We start from the raw sequence: 14,667 nt of genomic DNA, 5'->3' as shown, positions 1-14,667 counted from the left end.
TCAGCTGACGTCGACGGAGCGGCCCGTGCGGCTGCGAACGACACCGATGATCATCGGCAGCAGCGAAAGCACGATGATCGCCAGCACCAGGAACGTCAGGTTTTGCTTGATGAACGGTACGTTGCCGAAGAAGAAGCCCAGCGTGACAAGACTGCCGACCCATAGCACCGAGCCCAGCATGCTGAAGCCGACGAAGCGTGGATAATTCATGCGGCCGACGCCTGCTACGAAGGGCGCAAAGGTGCGGATGATGGGCAGAAAGCGCGCCAGCGTGACGGTCTTGCCGCCATGACGCTCGTAGAACGCCTGAGTGCGCAGCAGGTAGTCGCGGCGGAAAATCTTCGACCTCGGGTTGCTGAACAGCTTTTCACCTGCCGTGCGTCCAATGACGTAGTTGGTGCTGTCACCCAGAATCGCCGCCAGCATCAGCAGTCCGGCCAGCAGGACCGGGTCCATGCCACCACCCGCTGCCACCGCGCCTGCGATAAACAGCAAGGAATCGCCCGGCAGGAACGGCATGATCACCAGCCCGGTTTCACAGAAGATCACCAGGAACAGAATGGCGTAGATCCAGGTGCCATAGTTGGTCACCAGCATGTCGAGATAAACATCGAGATGCAGGATGAGGTCGAGCGGGTTGAATTCCATTGAAGCACCTGAGGCGAGAACCCTGAGCCGGGTCGCATGCGGAAGAAACGACGTGTGCAGTACGCGCGGCATTATAGAAGGAGAATGCCGACAGAGTGCCCTCTGCTTTGAACAGAGATGTTACAACTGTTGCGAAAGAGAGATGTCAGCGAGCAAGCACGGGCAATGCCGGTCCACTCGCCGAGTCAATCAACGGTCCGAGTTGATCGGCAGCACGTAGTTCTTGAACTGGCTGTCTTCCTTGAAGCCGATTGATTCATAGACCTTTTGCGCCACCTCGTTGTTGCTGCTGGTGGAGACGCGCATGCGCACGGCCTGGGTCTCCTTGGCCATCTTCTTGGCCTCTTTCATCAAGTGGTCGGCGACCAGCTGTCTGCGGGCGTCTTCGGCAACGTAGATATCGTTGAGAATCCACACGCGCTTGAGCGACAGCGAAGAGTAGCTGGGGTAGAGCTGGCAGAAGCCCAGCAATTTGTTCTCGTCATCCTTCGCCAGCGCGAGATAGATCACCGACTCTTCGCGGCGCAGGCGCTTTTCCAGAAAGTCCCGCGACGAGTCGGGGAAGGGCAACTCGCCGTAAAATTCACGGTATTTGACGAACAACGGGCAGAGCAGGTCCAGGTGTTCGAGTGTGGCTTGGATGATCCGCATGGTCGGGCCTCAACTTCACTATGGGCTAATGCAGTGCGCCAGGATGGTCACAGCGATGCTGCCCAAGGGCTTTAGAAAGCGCAATCTAATGCTGGTCGTCGGGGCCGGCGAGCAGGAAATTGCCAGTACGTTTGCTCGGGTTATCGGCGCTAGCAGTGGATTCCACAGTATTGAGCTCCGCTTCATCCTTGAGTTTTACCCCGGACACCTGACGACGGCAGGCTTCACGCATCAGATAAAGCAGACGGTGGGCCGCCATGCCGTAACTCAGCCCCTCCAGACGAACGTTCGAGATGCAATTGCGGTGTGCATCGTTGAGCCCGACCTTTGGGGCATAGGTGAAGTACAAGCCAAGGCTGTCGGGGGAACTGAGGCCGGGGCGTTCGCCGATCAGGATGACCACCATCTTCGCACCGAGCAGTTCGCCGATTTCGTCGGCGATGGCCACGCGGCCCTGTTCCACCAGAATCACCGGTGACAGCGTCCAGCCTTGGGCTTCAGCCTGTTCCTCAAGCCGCTCCAGAAAGGGCACGGCATGGCGATGCACCGCCAGCGCAGACAAGCCGTCCGCCACCACCACCGCCAGATCAAGGCCGCCTGGGTGAGCTGCGGCGTAATCGCGCAAGTGTTTTGAAGACTCTTCGTCAAGGCGTCGCCCAAGGTCCGGGCGTTGCAGGTAGCTGTCGCGGTCGGCGGCTGCGCTGTGCAGCAGCAGGGTGTTGCGGCCTTTTTCAGCTAATTGAGCGCTGATGCCTGCGTGATCGAATGCCAGATGCACCGCATCACGCGCTTGTGCATGGGCAAATTGAAAGTCCAGTTGCGCCGAGGTCGGCAGGCTGGTGCCGGTGCGACCCAGGGCGATACGCGCTGATGTCAGACGACGCAATTCCAGCCAGGGATTGGGTGGCGTGGCGTCTTGACGCTCATCAATAGGCAGGTCATTCATGGATGGTTCGCTCATGCCAGATGCGCCAGGGCGTGACGGAACGCAGGCGGCAGGCTGTCGCCGAAGCGCACGCGTCCGTCGGCCTGCGTGAAGATGCCCATTTTTTCCAGCCACGCTTCGTACTCCGGTGCCGGACGCAATCCCAGACTCTGGCGGGCGTACAGCGCGTCGTGGAAGGAGGTGGTCTGGTAGTTGAGCATGATGTCGTCGGAGCCGGGGATGCCCATTATGAAGTTGATCCCGGCAACGCCCAGCAGCGTAAGCAGCGTGTCCATGTCGTCCTGATCGGCTTCGGCATGGTTGGTGTAACAGATATCGCAGCCCATCGGCACGCCCAGCAATTTGCCGCAAAAGTGGTCTTCAAGCCCGGCGCGGATGATCTGTTTGCCGTTGTACAGGTACTCCGGGCCGATGAAGCCGACCACCGTGTTGACCAGAAACGGGTTGAAGTGTCGGGCAACGGCGTAGGCGCGGGTTTCGCAGGTTTGTTGATCGACACCATGATGTGCATTGGCCGACAGTGCGCTGCCTTGTCCTGTTTCGAAATACATCAGGTTCTGCCCGAGGGTGCCCCGGTTGAGGCTCAGGCCTGCTTCGTAGCCTTCTTGCAGCAGTTGCAAATTGATGCCGAAACTGGCGTTGGCGGCTTCGGTGCCTGTGATCGACTGAAACACCAGGTCCACTGGTACGCCACGGTTGATCACTTCAATGGAAGTTGTAACGTGGGTCAGCACGCAGGACTGCGTCGGGATCTCGTAGCGCTGCACAATGGCGTCGAGCATTTCCAGCAGGGCGATGATCGACGACGTGCTGTCGGTGGCCGGGTTGATGCCGATCATGGCGTCGCCATTGCCGTACAGCAGGCCGTCCAGCACGCTGGCTGCGATGCCGGAAGGGTCGTCGGTCGGGTGATTGGGTTGCAGGCGAGTCGACAGGCGACCGCGCAGGCCAATGGTGTTGCGAAAACGGGTGACGACGCGAATCTTCTGCGCCACCAGCACCAAATCCTGCACGCGCATGATCTTGGAAACGGCGGCCGCCATTTCCGGAGTCAGCCCTGGAGCCAGCGCCCGCAAACTGGTTTCGTCGGCCTGATCGCTCAGCAGCCAGTCGCGAAATCCGCCGACCGTGAGGTGGCTGACCGGCGCGAACGCAAGGGCGTCGTGGGTATCGATGATCAGGCGCGTGACTTCGTCGTCTTCGTAGGGGATCAGCGCTTCTTCGAGAAAATGCTTGAGCGCAATGTTTGCCAGCGCCATTTGCGCAGCTACACGCTCACCGTCGTTCTGCGCTGCGACGTCGGCCAGAAAATCACCGGAACGCGCAGGACTGGCCTTGGCCATGACTTCTTTGAGGCTGTCGAAGCGGTACGTCTGCGCGCCGACAGAATGAGAAAAGCTCGCCATACAGATTCTCCATGACGTCCCGCTGCTCGCGTCGGACGTGGTCTTTCGGCCGAACCGGTGACGTCCCGGTTCAAACGACTGTGGGAAGCGATGTAAGCAATTAATACTCCATCCTGAGGATGAGTGCGAGTTTGCGGGGTGTTGCGGGTGGATCTGAAAGGCGGTGCGTTATACCGGAGCAGTGTTTGGTGAAAACACGCACGGCGATGGTGCGCACCTGAGCGTTCCACGCACGTGCCAAAACCCTGATGGTTGGATGAGCGCATCACCCTGTGGGAATGAGCTTGCTCACGAATAGGCCGGTGCATCCGCTGAACATTCAGCGTTTGAAACGCAGCCTTCGCGAGCAAGCTCGCTCCCTCGGGTTTTGTAGTCACTCAGTTAGACGCGTATGACCCTGAGCGCACAGCATGGGCACGATCTGAATCAGAAGAACCCCAACGGATGGGTGTCGTAGCTCACCAGCAGGTTTTTGGTCTGCTGATAATGCTCAAGCGCGATCTTGTGGGTTTCGCGGCCGACGCCGGACTTCTTGTAGCCACCGAACGCCGCGTGCGCGGGGTACAGGTGGTAGCAGTTGGTCCAGACTCGTCCTGCCTTGATCGCACGGCCCACGCGGTAGGCGCGGTTGATGTCGCGGGTCCACAGACCTGCGCCCAGACCGAACTCGGTGTCGTTGGCGATGGCCACGGCTTCCGCTTCGTCCTTGAAGGTCGTGACGCTGACCACCGGGCCGAAGATCTCTTCCTGGAACACGCGCATTTTGTTGTTGCCCTTGAGCAACGTCGGCTGGATGTAATAGCCGGTGGACAGATCACCTTCCAGCTTCTCGACCTTGCCGCCGGTCAACAGCTCGGCGCCTTCGCCTTTGGCGATATCGAGGTACGAGAGGATCTTGTCGAATTGCTGCTCGGAGGCCTGGGCGCCCACCATCGTGTCGGTGTCCAGTGGGTCTCCGCGTTTGATCTTCTCGACCTTACGCATCACCGCTTCCATGAACTGTGGGTAGATCGACTCCTGAACCAGTGCGCGGGACGGGCAGGTGCAGACTTCGCCCTGGTTGAAGAACGCCAGCACCAGACCTTCAGCGGCTTTCTCGATGAACTCCGGTTCGGCGCTCATGATGTCTTCGAAGAAGATGTTCGGCGATTTACCGCCCAGTTCCACGGTGGACGGAATGATGTTGTCCGCCGCCAGCTTCATGATGTGCGAGCCGACCGGGGTCGAGCCGGTGAAGGCGATCTTGGCGATGCGTTTGCTGCTGGCCAGCGCCTCACCTGCTTCGCGGCCATAGCCTTGCACAATGTTCAGCACGCCGGGGGGCAGCAGGTCGCCGATCAACTCGACCAGCACGCTGATGCCCAGCGGGGTCTGCTCGGCAGGCTTGAGTACGATGCAATTGCCGGCTGCCAGCGCAGGCGCGAGTTTCCAGGCGGCCATCAGGATCGGGAAGTTCCACGGGATGATCTGCCCGACCACGCCCAGCGGTTCATGGATGTGATACGCCACGGTGTTGCCGTCGATCTCGGCAGCGCTGCCTTCCTGCGCGCGCAGTACGCCCGCGAAATAGCGGAAGTGGTCGGCAGCCAGCGGAATGTCGGCGTTGAGGGTTTCGCGAATCGCCTTGCCGTTGTCCCAGGTTTCGGTGATGGCCAGGGTTTCCAGATTGGCTTCGATGCGGTCGGCGATTTTCAGCAGGACCAGCGACCGGGCCTGCACCGAGGTCGAACCCCAGGCTGCGGCGGCTGCGTGGGCGGCATCGAGCGCCTTGTCGATGTCTTCGGCGGTGGAGCGAGGGAATTCAGCGATGGCCTTGCCCGTGACGGGCGAGGTGTTGGTGAAATACTGACCTTTGACCGGAGCGACAAACTCGCCGCCAATGTAGTTACCGTAGCGTTCCTTGAAGTTGACGATGGCGCCTTCGGTACCGGGATGAGCGTAACGCATGATATGTCTCCTGGTTCTTGTTGTGAGGAAGTCTGTATCGATTCAGCTTTCAAACATCTGGCAGCAGGTTATCAAGAGTAGGCTATTTGCATTCTGTACGGGACCTGAACTTTAGCCTCATGCATGCGACCTCCGCCAGACCCGGATGGATGAGGGGGGCGGACAAACTCAGGGTGCCATTTCACTGTCCCTACGTTAACCTGCCGGGATGTTTTGAGAGGTGGGTCATGCACATTCATATCCTTGGTATCTGCGGCACGTTCATGGGTTCGCTGGCGGTGCTCGCCAAAGAGTCGGGGCATCGGGTCACGGGCTCTGACGCCAACGTCTATCCACCCATGAGTACGCAGCTCGAAGCCCAGGGCATCGAACTGACCCAGGGCTACGACTCTGCGCAGCTCGATCCTGCGCCGGACCTGGTCGTGATCGGCAACGCCCTGTCGCGAGGCAATCCTGCCGTCGAGTATGTCCTGAATAAAGGTTTGCCCTACGTGTCGGGCCCGCAATGGCTGGCGGACCATGTGCTGCAAGGTCGCTGGGTGCTGGCAGTGGCGGGTACGCACGGCAAGACCACCACCAGCAGCATGCTGGCCTGGGTGCTGGAGCATGCGGGCATGAGCCCGGGCTTTTTGATTGGTGGTGTTCCGCAGAATTTTGCGGTGTCGGCGCGTCTGGGTGACACACCGTTCTTTGTGGTTGAGGCTGACGAATACGACAGCGCCTTCTTCGACAAACGCTCCAAGTTCGTTCACTACCGCCCGCGCACGGCGATCCTCAACAACCTGGAGTTCGATCACGCGGACATTTTCCCGGATCTTCCGGCCATCGAGCGCCAGTTTCACCACCTCGTGCGGACCATCCCCAGCGAAGGCCTGGTGATCCACCCGACCACTGAGCCGGCCTTGTCGCGGGTGATCGAGATGGGTTGCTGGACCCCGGTGCAAACCACAGGTCAGGGCGGCCAGTGGCAGGCACACCTGCTGAGCGAAGACGGCTCACGCTTTGAAGTGGTCTTCGAAGGTCAGGTCCAGGGCACGGTCGATTGGGACATGACGGGTCAGCACAACGTGGCCAACGCATTGGCGACATTGGCGGCGGCGCGTCATGTGGGCGTGGTGCCTGGGCAGGGTGTCGAGGCGCTGAGCGCATTCAAGAGCGTCAAGCGACGCATGGAGAAGGTTGCCGATGTGCGGGGCATCACGGTCTATGACGATTTCGCCCACCACCCGACCGCCATCGCCACCACACTTGATGGCCTGCGCAAGAAAGTCGGCGATGCACCGATCATCGCCGTGATCGAGCCGCGCTCCAACTCCATGAAGCTGGGCGCGCACCGCGACGGTCTGCCGGAAAGCGTTCAGCAGGCCGATCAGGTGGTCTGGTACGCACCTGCCAATCTGGGCTGGGATCTGGGCGCGACAGCCGCCGAGTGCAAGGTGCCTGCGGTGGTCTGCGATTCGCTCGAAGCGATCATTGCGCGGGTCAAGAGTCAGGCGCAGCCGGGCACCCATATCGTGATCATGAGCAACGGCGGCTTCGGCGGCCTGCATGGCAAACTGGCAGAGGCGTTGAAATGAGCGGGCCTGAGCGCATTACCCTCGCCATGACCGGCGCGTCGGGCGCGCCATATGGCCTGCGCCTGCTGGATTGTCTGGTGCGTGAAGACCGGGAGGTGCATTTCCTGATCTCCAAGGCGGCGCAACTGGTGATGGCGACCGAAACCGATGTGCGTCTGCCGCCCAAGTCGATGATGATGCAGGCGTTCCTCACCGAGTACACCGGTGCGGCGGCGGGGCAGATTCGGGTTTACGGTCGTGATGACTGGATGTCGCCAGTGGCCTCGGGCTCGGGCTCGCCGAGTGCAATGGTCGTGGTGCCATGCTCGACCGGCACGCTGTCGGCGATTGCGACCGGGGCCTGCAACAACCTGATCGAGCGAGCGGCCGACGTGACGCTGAAAGAGCGTCGTCAGCTGATTCTTGTGCCACGCGAGGCGCCGTTCTCCAGTATTCACCTGGAGAACATGCTCAAGCTGTCGAACATGGGTGCGGTGATCCTCCCCGCGTCGCCGGGCTTTTATCATCAGCCGCAGACCATCAATGACCTGGTGGATTTCGTGGTGGCGCGGATTCTCAACCTGCTGAACGTGCCGCAGGACATGCTGCCGCGTTGGGGTGAGCACCATGTCGGTGGCGATGAATAAGCTGCTGGTGATCGCGCTGGCGCTGGTCATGACCGGCTGCGCCACTGCACGCACGCTCAATGCAGCCAAACCCGGCGCTCCGGTGGTTTATGCGGGGACGCGGCTGAACATGTACGCCATACAGGGTGGTTGCTGCGCGACCGATCGATTCGGGGCTGAAGCGCCTAGCTATCCTGGCCTGGACCTGCCGGGCAGCGCAGTGCTCGATACCTTGCTGCTGCCGTTGTCACTGCTGACTGCACTGGGCTTCGGCGTCCAGGCCACAGGCGGGCTTTGACTGCGAGTGATCGCTTCAATGACGATCACTGCGAGTACACGACTGTGGGAGCGAACTGCGCAAACACCGGACCGTGGGAGCGGACTTGTCCGCGAACGCTGTATTTCAGTCGCAGAACCTTCATCGGCTCTACCACCCTTTAGCGGACAAGCGGAGCGCCGCCCGGTCCGCCCCCACAAGTTGCGTTTTTGCAGTGGATTGCAGGTTGTTTGATAAGAGCGAACTGTGTCGAGCCGCTTCTTTTTATTTCCCCAGCTTGCGCAGCTCATCCGACTCGACGATTCGCTCGCCATCCTGTTCTTCCAGCGCCAGTCGCCACAGGGCGCGGGCCAGTTGGCAGGCTTCTATCGCGCCGTATTTGCCGGGGATCAACTTGGCGATGGGTGCGGCCAGCTGTTCGGCCCAGCGGGTTTCCGGGCGATTGCCGACCAGCAGGGAAGGGCGGGCGATGGTCAACTGCGGCCAGTCCTGTGCCCTGAGGGCCTGCTCCATCTCGCCTTTTATCCGGCTGTAGAACACGCTGGATTTGGCATCTGCACTGACGGCACTGATGACCAGCAGGTGCCGCGCACCCAGTTCACGCGCCCGCTTGGCGAACGCGACGACCAGGTCCAGGTCCACCGCCTTGAACGCATCCTGCGAGCCCGCCTGCTTGATGGTCGTGCCCAGGCAGCAGAATGCGATGTCCACCCGGCCGCCCAGCGAGGGCAGCAGCGCGTTCAGGTCGCCAATCGGGTTTTCAAGATGAGGGTGTTCTGCCAGCGGCCTTCGGGTGGGGGCCAGTACACGGTTGACGGTCGGCTCGTTGAGCAAGCGGTCCAGCAAATGTTCGCCTGTCAGGCCCGTGGCTCCTGCGAGCAGGATGTGTTGCGGCGTCAAGTACATAATGCTTCTCCCTTGATACTGATAAGCCTAGCGGCTACTCGAGGTCTTCGCTTCCTTGCGATCCGACGCCGTATTCAGCGCGCGTTCTGCCTGATTCTTGCGCAGCAGTTGCCAGCGTGCAATCACCCCTTTGGGCATCCACATCTGCGGTTCTGATGCTTCGAAGTTTTCTTCGGTTTCGCGTTGAGCGACGTATGCCTTGGCGTTGTTGAACGCTTGCTGCAAGTCATCGGTTTCGACCAGGGCCTTGCCGAATAGTGCATCGCCAAAATAGGTGAAGTCGGCTTCTTCCGAGCAGCCAAAGGAAACGCGGTCGGCCCGTGAGGCCGTCATGACCAGCGTTCGCTCATCTTTGAGGTCCGGGATGAAGCCGCCTGAATAGCAGGCCGAGATCACTACCACCTTGTCGCGGTTTTTCAGCGGGGCCAGGGCGGTTGCCAGCGCGTCGGCCGGCAGGTCGGCCAGCGACAGGCGAGGTTGGTCGAGTACCAGTTCGTGGGCCTGAGTGCCATGACTGGTCAGGTAGATGAACACCAGATCCTCGGGGCCTGTGCGTTGGGCCAGGGTCTGGACTGCCCGCGTGATGGTTTCGCGGGTCGCCATCGGCCGGTCATCCATGTGATCACGGTGGTTCACCAGGCTGATCTGCCCGACCGCACCGAAGCGAGAGGCCAGCAGATTGCTGACATAGTCCGCCTCGCGCAGAAATACGCTTTGTTTGCCGTCACCGCCGACCACCAGGCTGTACAGCTCCGGTGCTGGCGTCGAGGCGGGCACTGCGGCCAGTGCTTTCTCCAGCAGCGAGCCTTGGGCGAGCAGGCCGGCTTCCAGTTCGTCAGGCAGCAACTTGCCGTTGGCGTCGCGGACTCGCTGACCATTGGCCCAGAGGCCGCGTTGTACCTTGCCATCAGCCGTGATAAGGACGCCATCGCCTTGATAGGTGTCATCGGCAAACTGGCCGACGTAGCGGCTGCCGTCGGGCAGGTACAGCTGTCCTTGGCCTGCGAATCGCCAGTTGTCGAAGTCGCCCTGATAGCGGCTGCCATCCGAGCCGATCAGTTCACCTTTGCCCGTAAGAGCGCCTTCCTTGAACTCGCCGCTCCAGACGTCGCCGTCGCTGTTTTCATAGCGACCCTTGCCGTCGAGCTGACTGTTGCGGAAGCCGCCGACGTATTGATCACCGTCCGCGCTGGTGAAACTGCCATTGCCCTGCAACTGGCCGTCTACGAAGGTGCCGCTGTATTGATTGCCGCTGGCGTCGCTGCGCACGCCCTCGCCATTGGGTTTGCCGTTGGCGAACAGGCCCTGATACTGGCTGCCGTCTTCAAGTTCCATTCGGCCCGGGCCGTCATACGAGCCTGCCTTGAAATGGCCGCGGTACAACAGACCTTTGTCTTTCTGTGTACCTTCGCCGTCTCGCTTGCCCAGCTTGAAACCGCCGACGTAGCTGGCACCGTTGCTGGTGGATAACCGGCCCTGACCATTGAACAGGCCTTGCTCGAAGCCGCCTTTGTAAACGTCGCCATTGCCGGCGTGCCATTCGCCTGTACCGTGGCGTTGGCCTTTGTCGAATTGACCTTCGTACCAACTGCCGTCGGGGTAGTCGATCCGGCCCTGACCTTGCAGCATGCCTTGGACCAGATCGCCACGGTAGCGCCCGCCATCCGCAAGGCGGCCGTCAGGAGGCAACAGTGATTCGCCATCACCGCAACCTGCGATCAAGAATGTCAAAGCCAGTGGGGCGAGCGCGCGCATGTGAGATCCCGGAAGAGTGATTCAGGATTGAGCGTGGCTCTGCTTGTGCAGATGTTATGTCTCAACCGTCGGCGAGTATGCCGCAGTGAGTAACGGGTACGAAACAGTCTGTTACGACTGTTTCGTTTTTCAGACGTGTTACACGAAGCACATCGACAGCGGTTCAGCGACGAAAGCCGGTTTTTCCTGTCCGTCGATCTCCATCGTCGTGGTCGCCTTGAGCAGCCATTGCCCGGGCTTCTTCTCGGTTGCATCGGTCAGTTCGACTTTCAGGCGCACGCGTGAATTGACGAGCACCGGCTGAACGAAGCGCACGCTGTCCAGTCCGTAGTTGATGACCATGTTCATGCCTTCGGGCAGCACCAGCAGATCGCTCATGAGCTGGGGGATCAGCGAAAGCGTGAGGAAACCGTGGGCAATTGTGGCGCCGAACGGGGTTTGGGCGGCCTTGACGGGGTCAACGTGAATGAACTGAAAATCACCCGTCGCCTCGGCGAACAGGTTGATGCGTTCCTGGTCAATGGTCAGCCAGTCGGAACATCCCAGTTCCTTGCCAATGTAATGCTTGAGTTCTGTAACCGGTACAAAGGGCATTTCACTCTCCTTGTCATGTGATGTTGTAGCGTGATGCCGAGGCCCGTGCAGGACATCGCCTGTTGGCGAACCACAAGATCAGCAGAGGGTTGCAGGTTGGTCAAGCGACGTTATCCATGCGAATACCCGCTCATAGGCACGGGTGCGTCATGCTTATAATGCGCCCGTGAATTCGCCGGATCTGTTTAGTGTGCGGGAGTGCTCATGTTGCTACGGGGTTTGACGTGGTTGGTGTTGTTCCAATTGTTGGGGACGGCGCTCAACCACCTGTTTCTATCGATTCTGCCCGGGCCGATCATCGGTCTGGTGCTGCTGATGGCGTTTCTGATGATGCGCGGTGAGGTCAGCGAGCCCATCAGCATGGCGGCGAGCAGTCTGCTGCGTTACCTGCCGCTGCTGTTGGTACCGCCTGCGGTGGGCGTCATGGTCTATGCGGGGGCAATCGCGAAAGATTTCTGGGCCATTTTTGGCACCTTGTCGTTGTCGCTGATGATTTCCCTGACGTTCGTCGGCTGGCTGATGCAGAAACTGATCGAGCGTCAGGCGCGCCGCCGGGAGCCGTCATGAATCTGGATTGGCACGGCGCCTGGGTGTCGGTGATTCATCATCCGCTGTTCGGCATCGCGATCACGCTGGGGGCCTATCAGTTGGCGATGGCCGCGTATGAGAAAACCCGCTGGCTGTTTTTGCAGCCCGTACTGGTTTCCATGCTGGTGGTCATCGGCATTCTGCTGACCTGTGGTCTGGATTACGCCGAATACCGTAAAAGCACTGAAATCCTCGGCATTCTGTTGGGGCCGGCCACAGTTGCGCTGGCCGTGCCGCTTTATCTGAATCTGCGCCGGATTCGTCAGTTGTTATGGCCGACCTTGACTACGCTGGTGATTGGCGGCGTTTTTGCCACAGGTCTGTGCGTGGGATTGGGCCTGCTGTTCGGTGCCGATCACATGATTCTGATGACGATGGCGCCGAAATCGGTGACCTCGCCCATTGCCATGCTGGTGGCAGAGCAGATGGGCGGAGTGGCAGCGCTGGCGGCGGTTTTCGTATTGATTACCGGCGTGTTCGGTGCCATTTTCGGCCCCGGCCTATTGTCATTGGCCGGTGTCGAAAATCACGCTGCCCGGGGTATGGCCCTCGGCCTGACAGCGCATGCGGTGGGGACCTCCGTTGCGCTGCAGGAAGGTGAGGAGTCGGGGGCTTTCGCCGCGTTGGCGATGAGTTTGATGGGTGTTGCGACGGCAGTGTTTCTGCCGTTGGCGATGTCGTTGGTCGTTTGAGGGGGCTTTTTATGACGTTGCCTTTGTTTCCGCTGAACGCTGTGCTGTTTCCGGGATGCGTGCTCGACCTGCAACTGTTCGAGGCGCGCTACCTGGACATGATCGGCCGCTGCATGAAGCAGGGCGCAGGGTTCGGTGTGGTGTGCATTACCCAGGGCAGTGAAACGGGTGCCGTCCCCGACGGGTATTCGTTGATCGGCTGCGAGGCGCTGGTCGAAGACTTTCAGCAGCAGGACAACGGACTGCTGGGCATTCGCGTGGTCGGCGGACGGCGCTTCCGCGTAGTGAGTGCAGAGGTGCAGCGCGATCAGTTGCTGGTGGCGGAAGTGGAGTGGCTGGACGAGCCGGAAGAGCGCCCGCTGCAAGAGGAGGACGCCGACCTGGTGGCGCTGCTCGAAGCGCTGGCCGAACACCCGATGGTCGCGTCGCTGAACATGGGCGTGAGTGCTACGGGTCAACAGTCACTGTCCAATCAGTTGGCGTACCTGCTGCCGTTCACTGAGGAAGACAAGATCGAACTGCTGGAAATCGATGACCCTGAGGAGCGTCTGGACGCGATTCAGGAGTTGCTCGATGAGATGCAGGGGGATTTGCAGGCCTGAGCCTGATCGTCCCCTGCTCTGCGTTGGCATGCCGATCGGGACGCTCCGCGTCCCATTGGGCCCGATTACTCAGATGTTTTGGTGTGACCCCTTGGACGCGGAGCATCCTGAGATGCGTTTCCCCGCGAAGCGTAGGAACGATCACCGTCAATCATCAGTACTGATAACGCAGCACCCCGTGCGACAGCGCGCGTACGGCAAAGGTGCCAAGCAGCGCAGTCAGCGCCGGGAGCAGCAGCCACCAGACCTTGGGTGACATGGCTGGCAACGGCTGGTTGCGCTGGATGATCGCAAGGCTCGCGGCGCAGATGCAGAACGCCAGCAACATGCCCGCCAGAATGTCCGTCGGCCAATGCACGCCCAGGTACACCCGCGACAAGGCAATCGCCAGCGCCGGAATCCCGAACACCAGCAACCAGGTCAGACGCAAGCGCACCGGTTGACCGCGTCCGGCGAGCACCGCGAGGGTCATGAACAGCGCAAACGCCGCCGAGCTGTGTCCGCTCGGCATGCTGTAGGTGGTCAGCGGGTCAAGCAGCACTTCCGGGCGAGCCCGGGCAAAAAAGGCTTTCAGTGTGCCGTTCGCGACTGCCGTGCCCAGTGTAGTGGCCAGTGCGAACGCCGCATGACGCCATTGTCTGGCGATCAGCAGCACGATGACCAGCAGTGCAGCAGCCAGCAGTTGTGCCCTGAAATCGCCGATGCTGGTGACCAGTACAACGATGTGTTGCGCCGTCTCGCTGCGATGCTCCTGCACCAGTGTCATCAGGCCGTTATCGAAGTCGGTCAGGTACGGCCAGCCGATGAACAGCGCAGCGACCAGGGTCAGGCTGATCAATGAGATCACTTTCGTCGCGTAACGCTTCTGGCGAATGCTGCTTTGAATGCTCAGCCCGAACAGCAGTGCCAGGCCTGCGCCGACAAAGGCGGCCTCTGTCCAGAAACCTTCCGGCAATGGCAGTCTGATCGCTGCGCCTGCGGCCCAGCCGGGCATCAGGTACGCAATCGACCAGCCTGCGGCGGCGATGATGCTGACGATGGCAAAGCGCGGGAACGGCATGTCACACATGCCTGCGATCATGGGCAGCATTGGCCGCAGTGGACCGATGAAACGTCCCACCAGCAGGCTGGCGATGCCGTACTTATGAAAGTAGGACTCGGCACCGGTCATCCATTCGGGATGTGTGCGCAGCCCCGGCAACTGGCGGATGTTCTGGTGAAAGCGTCGGCCGATGAAGTACGACACCGCATCACCCAGCAGCCCGCCCAGGAAACCCAGCAGTAATACCTCGCTCAATGGCAATATGCCGCTCCCCGCCAATGCGGCGATGGCGAACATGATCACGGTGCCGGGTACGACGATCCCCACAATCGCGACGCATTCTATGAACGCCACCACGAAGATTGCGACCGCAACCCATGATGGGTTTTCCGTCAGCCAGCCGGTCATGCCATTGAGCAGTTCGCTCATGG

At 60.6% G+C, this 14,667-nt stretch carries 15 protein-coding genes; 6 read left to right on the top strand and 9 right to left on the bottom strand.

The window, feature by feature from the left end; translation table 11 throughout:
* The 5 genes from ALP40_RS20430 to ALP40_RS20410 form a co-directional block, all read right to left on the bottom strand.
* The gene (locus tag ALP40_RS20430; RefSeq protein WP_122209996.1) at positions 1-648 is read right to left on the bottom strand and encodes a DedA family protein; all 648 of its coding nucleotides are present in this window, start codon (positions 646-648) and stop codon (positions 1-3) included.
* 189 nt (positions 649-837) lie between these two features.
* A complete protein-coding gene (locus ALP40_RS20425; protein ID WP_122209995.1) occupies positions 838-1,299 on the bottom strand; it encodes a GNAT family N-acetyltransferase in 462 nt (153 codons plus the stop codon).
* 85 nt (positions 1,300-1,384) lie between these two features.
* Positions 1,385-2,245, bottom strand: coding sequence for an ethanolamine ammonia-lyase subunit EutC (gene eutC / locus ALP40_RS20420; protein ID WP_122209994.1), 861 nt, complete (start codon positions 2,243-2,245; stop codon positions 1,385-1,387).
* An 11-nt stretch (positions 2,246-2,256) separates the two neighbouring features.
* Complete coding sequence (locus tag ALP40_RS20415; RefSeq protein WP_122209993.1) at positions 2,257-3,651, bottom strand: ethanolamine ammonia-lyase subunit EutB; 1,395 nt, start codon at positions 3,649-3,651, stop codon at positions 2,257-2,259.
* 426 nt (positions 3,652-4,077) lie between these two features.
* A complete protein-coding gene (locus tag ALP40_RS20410; RefSeq protein ID WP_122209992.1) occupies positions 4,078-5,598 on the bottom strand; it encodes an aldehyde dehydrogenase family protein in 1,521 nt (506 codons plus the stop codon).
* 227 nt (positions 5,599-5,825) lie between these two features.
* Here ALP40_RS20410 and mpl point away from each other — a divergent pair, with 227 nt between their 5' ends.
* From mpl to ALP40_RS20395, 3 genes are read left to right on the top strand one after another with little or no spacing between them, the layout of a single operon-like run.
* Positions 5,826-7,175 carry a UDP-N-acetylmuramate:L-alanyl-gamma-D-glutamyl-meso-diaminopimelate ligase gene (gene mpl, locus ALP40_RS20405; protein ID WP_122209991.1) on the top strand — a complete coding sequence of 450 codons (1,350 nt, stop codon included), beginning with the start codon at positions 5,826-5,828 and terminating at the stop codon, positions 7,173-7,175.
* A complete protein-coding gene (ubiX, locus tag ALP40_RS20400; RefSeq protein WP_122209990.1) occupies positions 7,172-7,801 on the top strand; it encodes a flavin prenyltransferase UbiX in 630 nt (209 codons plus the stop codon). The genes mpl and ubiX overlap by 4 nt, the downstream gene beginning before the upstream one ends.
* Entirely contained in the window at positions 7,794-8,078 is a 285-nt protein-coding gene (locus tag ALP40_RS20395; RefSeq protein WP_122210042.1) for a YceK/YidQ family lipoprotein, read from the top strand. Before ubiX ends, ALP40_RS20395 begins: the two co-directional genes overlap by 8 nt.
* A gap of 243 nt (positions 8,079-8,321) precedes the next feature.
* Here ALP40_RS20395 and ALP40_RS20390 read toward each other — a convergent pair whose 3' ends face one another.
* From ALP40_RS20390 to ALP40_RS20380, 3 genes are all read right to left on the bottom strand, one after another.
* Positions 8,322-8,963, bottom strand: coding sequence for an NAD(P)H-binding protein (locus ALP40_RS20390; RefSeq protein ID WP_122209989.1), 642 nt, complete (start codon positions 8,961-8,963; stop codon positions 8,322-8,324).
* Between the two features lie 27 nt (positions 8,964-8,990).
* Positions 8,991-10,718 carry a C13 family peptidase gene (locus tag ALP40_RS20385; protein ID WP_122209988.1) on the bottom strand — a complete coding sequence of 576 codons (1,728 nt, stop codon included), beginning with the start codon at positions 10,716-10,718 and terminating at the stop codon, positions 8,991-8,993.
* Between the two features lie 138 nt (positions 10,719-10,856).
* Entirely contained in the window at positions 10,857-11,312 is a 456-nt protein-coding gene (locus ALP40_RS20380) for a MaoC family dehydratase (protein ID WP_122209987.1), read from the bottom strand.
* A gap of 204 nt (positions 11,313-11,516) precedes the next feature.
* Between ALP40_RS20380 and ALP40_RS20375 the strand changes: the two genes are divergently transcribed.
* The 3 genes from ALP40_RS20375 to ALP40_RS20365 are packed head-to-tail and all read left to right on the top strand — an operon-like array spanning position 11,517 to position 13,194.
* On the top strand, positions 11,517-11,879 hold the full coding sequence (locus tag ALP40_RS20375; RefSeq protein WP_122209986.1) for a CidA/LrgA family protein: 363 nt from the start codon (positions 11,517-11,519) through the stop codon (positions 11,877-11,879).
* 2 nt (positions 11,880-11,881) lie between these two features.
* Complete coding sequence (locus ALP40_RS20370; RefSeq protein ID WP_181114250.1) at positions 11,882-12,592, top strand: LrgB family protein; 711 nt, start codon at positions 11,882-11,884, stop codon at positions 12,590-12,592.
* 11 nt (positions 12,593-12,603) lie between these two features.
* Entirely contained in the window at positions 12,604-13,194 is a 591-nt protein-coding gene (locus ALP40_RS20365; protein WP_122209984.1) for an LON peptidase substrate-binding domain-containing protein, read from the top strand.
* A 154-nt stretch (positions 13,195-13,348) separates the two neighbouring features.
* Here the strand turns inward: ALP40_RS20365 and ALP40_RS20360 are convergent, their stop codons facing one another.
* A complete protein-coding gene (locus tag ALP40_RS20360; protein WP_122209983.1) occupies positions 13,349-14,665 on the bottom strand; it encodes a bifunctional DedA family/phosphatase PAP2 family protein in 1,317 nt (438 codons plus the stop codon).
* Between the last annotated feature and the right edge of the window lie 2 nt (positions 14,666-14,667).

This window comes from Pseudomonas viridiflava (assembly GCF_003702045.1).
In the GTDB taxonomy this organism is placed as follows: domain Bacteria; phylum Pseudomonadota; class Gammaproteobacteria; order Pseudomonadales; family Pseudomonadaceae; genus Aquipseudomonas; species Aquipseudomonas viridiflava_C.
This window is presented reverse-complemented; position numbering and strand designations above follow the sequence as displayed.

What these genes read in the sequence shown, in the direction of transcription:
- ALP40_RS20375 (WP_122209986.1), top strand. Translation starts at nt 11,517, where the DNA reads ATGTTGCTACGGGGTTTGACGTGGTTGGTGTTGTTCCAATTGTTGGGG.
- ALP40_RS20430 (WP_122209996.1), bottom strand. Translation starts at nt 648, where the DNA reads ATGGAATTCAACCCGCTCGACCTCATCCTGCATCTCGATGTTTATCTC.
- ALP40_RS20425 (WP_122209995.1), bottom strand. Translation starts at nt 1,299, where the DNA reads ATGCGGATCATCCAAGCCACACTCGAACACCTGGACCTGCTCTGCCCG.
- ALP40_RS20395 (WP_122210042.1), top strand. Translation starts at nt 7,794, where the DNA reads ATGAATAAGCTGCTGGTGATCGCGCTGGCGCTGGTCATGACCGGCTGC.
- ubiX (WP_122209990.1), top strand. Translation starts at nt 7,172, where the DNA reads ATGAGCGGGCCTGAGCGCATTACCCTCGCCATGACCGGCGCGTCGGGC.
- ALP40_RS20365 (WP_122209984.1), top strand. Translation starts at nt 12,604, where the DNA reads ATGACGTTGCCTTTGTTTCCGCTGAACGCTGTGCTGTTTCCGGGATGC.
- eutC (WP_122209994.1), bottom strand. Translation starts at nt 2,245, where the DNA reads ATGAATGACCTGCCTATTGATGAGCGTCAAGACGCCACGCCACCCAAT.
- ALP40_RS20385 (WP_122209988.1), bottom strand. Translation starts at nt 10,718, where the DNA reads ATGCGCGCGCTCGCCCCACTGGCTTTGACATTCTTGATCGCAGGTTGC.
- mpl (WP_122209991.1), top strand. Translation starts at nt 5,826, where the DNA reads ATGCACATTCATATCCTTGGTATCTGCGGCACGTTCATGGGTTCGCTG.
- ALP40_RS20415 (WP_122209993.1), bottom strand. Translation starts at nt 3,651, where the DNA reads ATGGCGAGCTTTTCTCATTCTGTCGGCGCGCAGACGTACCGCTTCGAC.
- ALP40_RS20360 (WP_122209983.1), bottom strand. Translation starts at nt 14,665, where the DNA reads ATGAGCGAACTGCTCAATGGCATGACCGGCTGGCTGACGGAAAACCCA.
- ALP40_RS20380 (WP_122209987.1), bottom strand. Translation starts at nt 11,312, where the DNA reads ATGCCCTTTGTACCGGTTACAGAACTCAAGCATTACATTGGCAAGGAA.
- ALP40_RS20410 (WP_122209992.1), bottom strand. Translation starts at nt 5,598, where the DNA reads ATGCGTTACGCTCATCCCGGTACCGAAGGCGCCATCGTCAACTTCAAG.
- ALP40_RS20390 (WP_122209989.1), bottom strand. Translation starts at nt 8,963, where the DNA reads ATGTACTTGACGCCGCAACACATCCTGCTCGCAGGAGCCACGGGCCTG.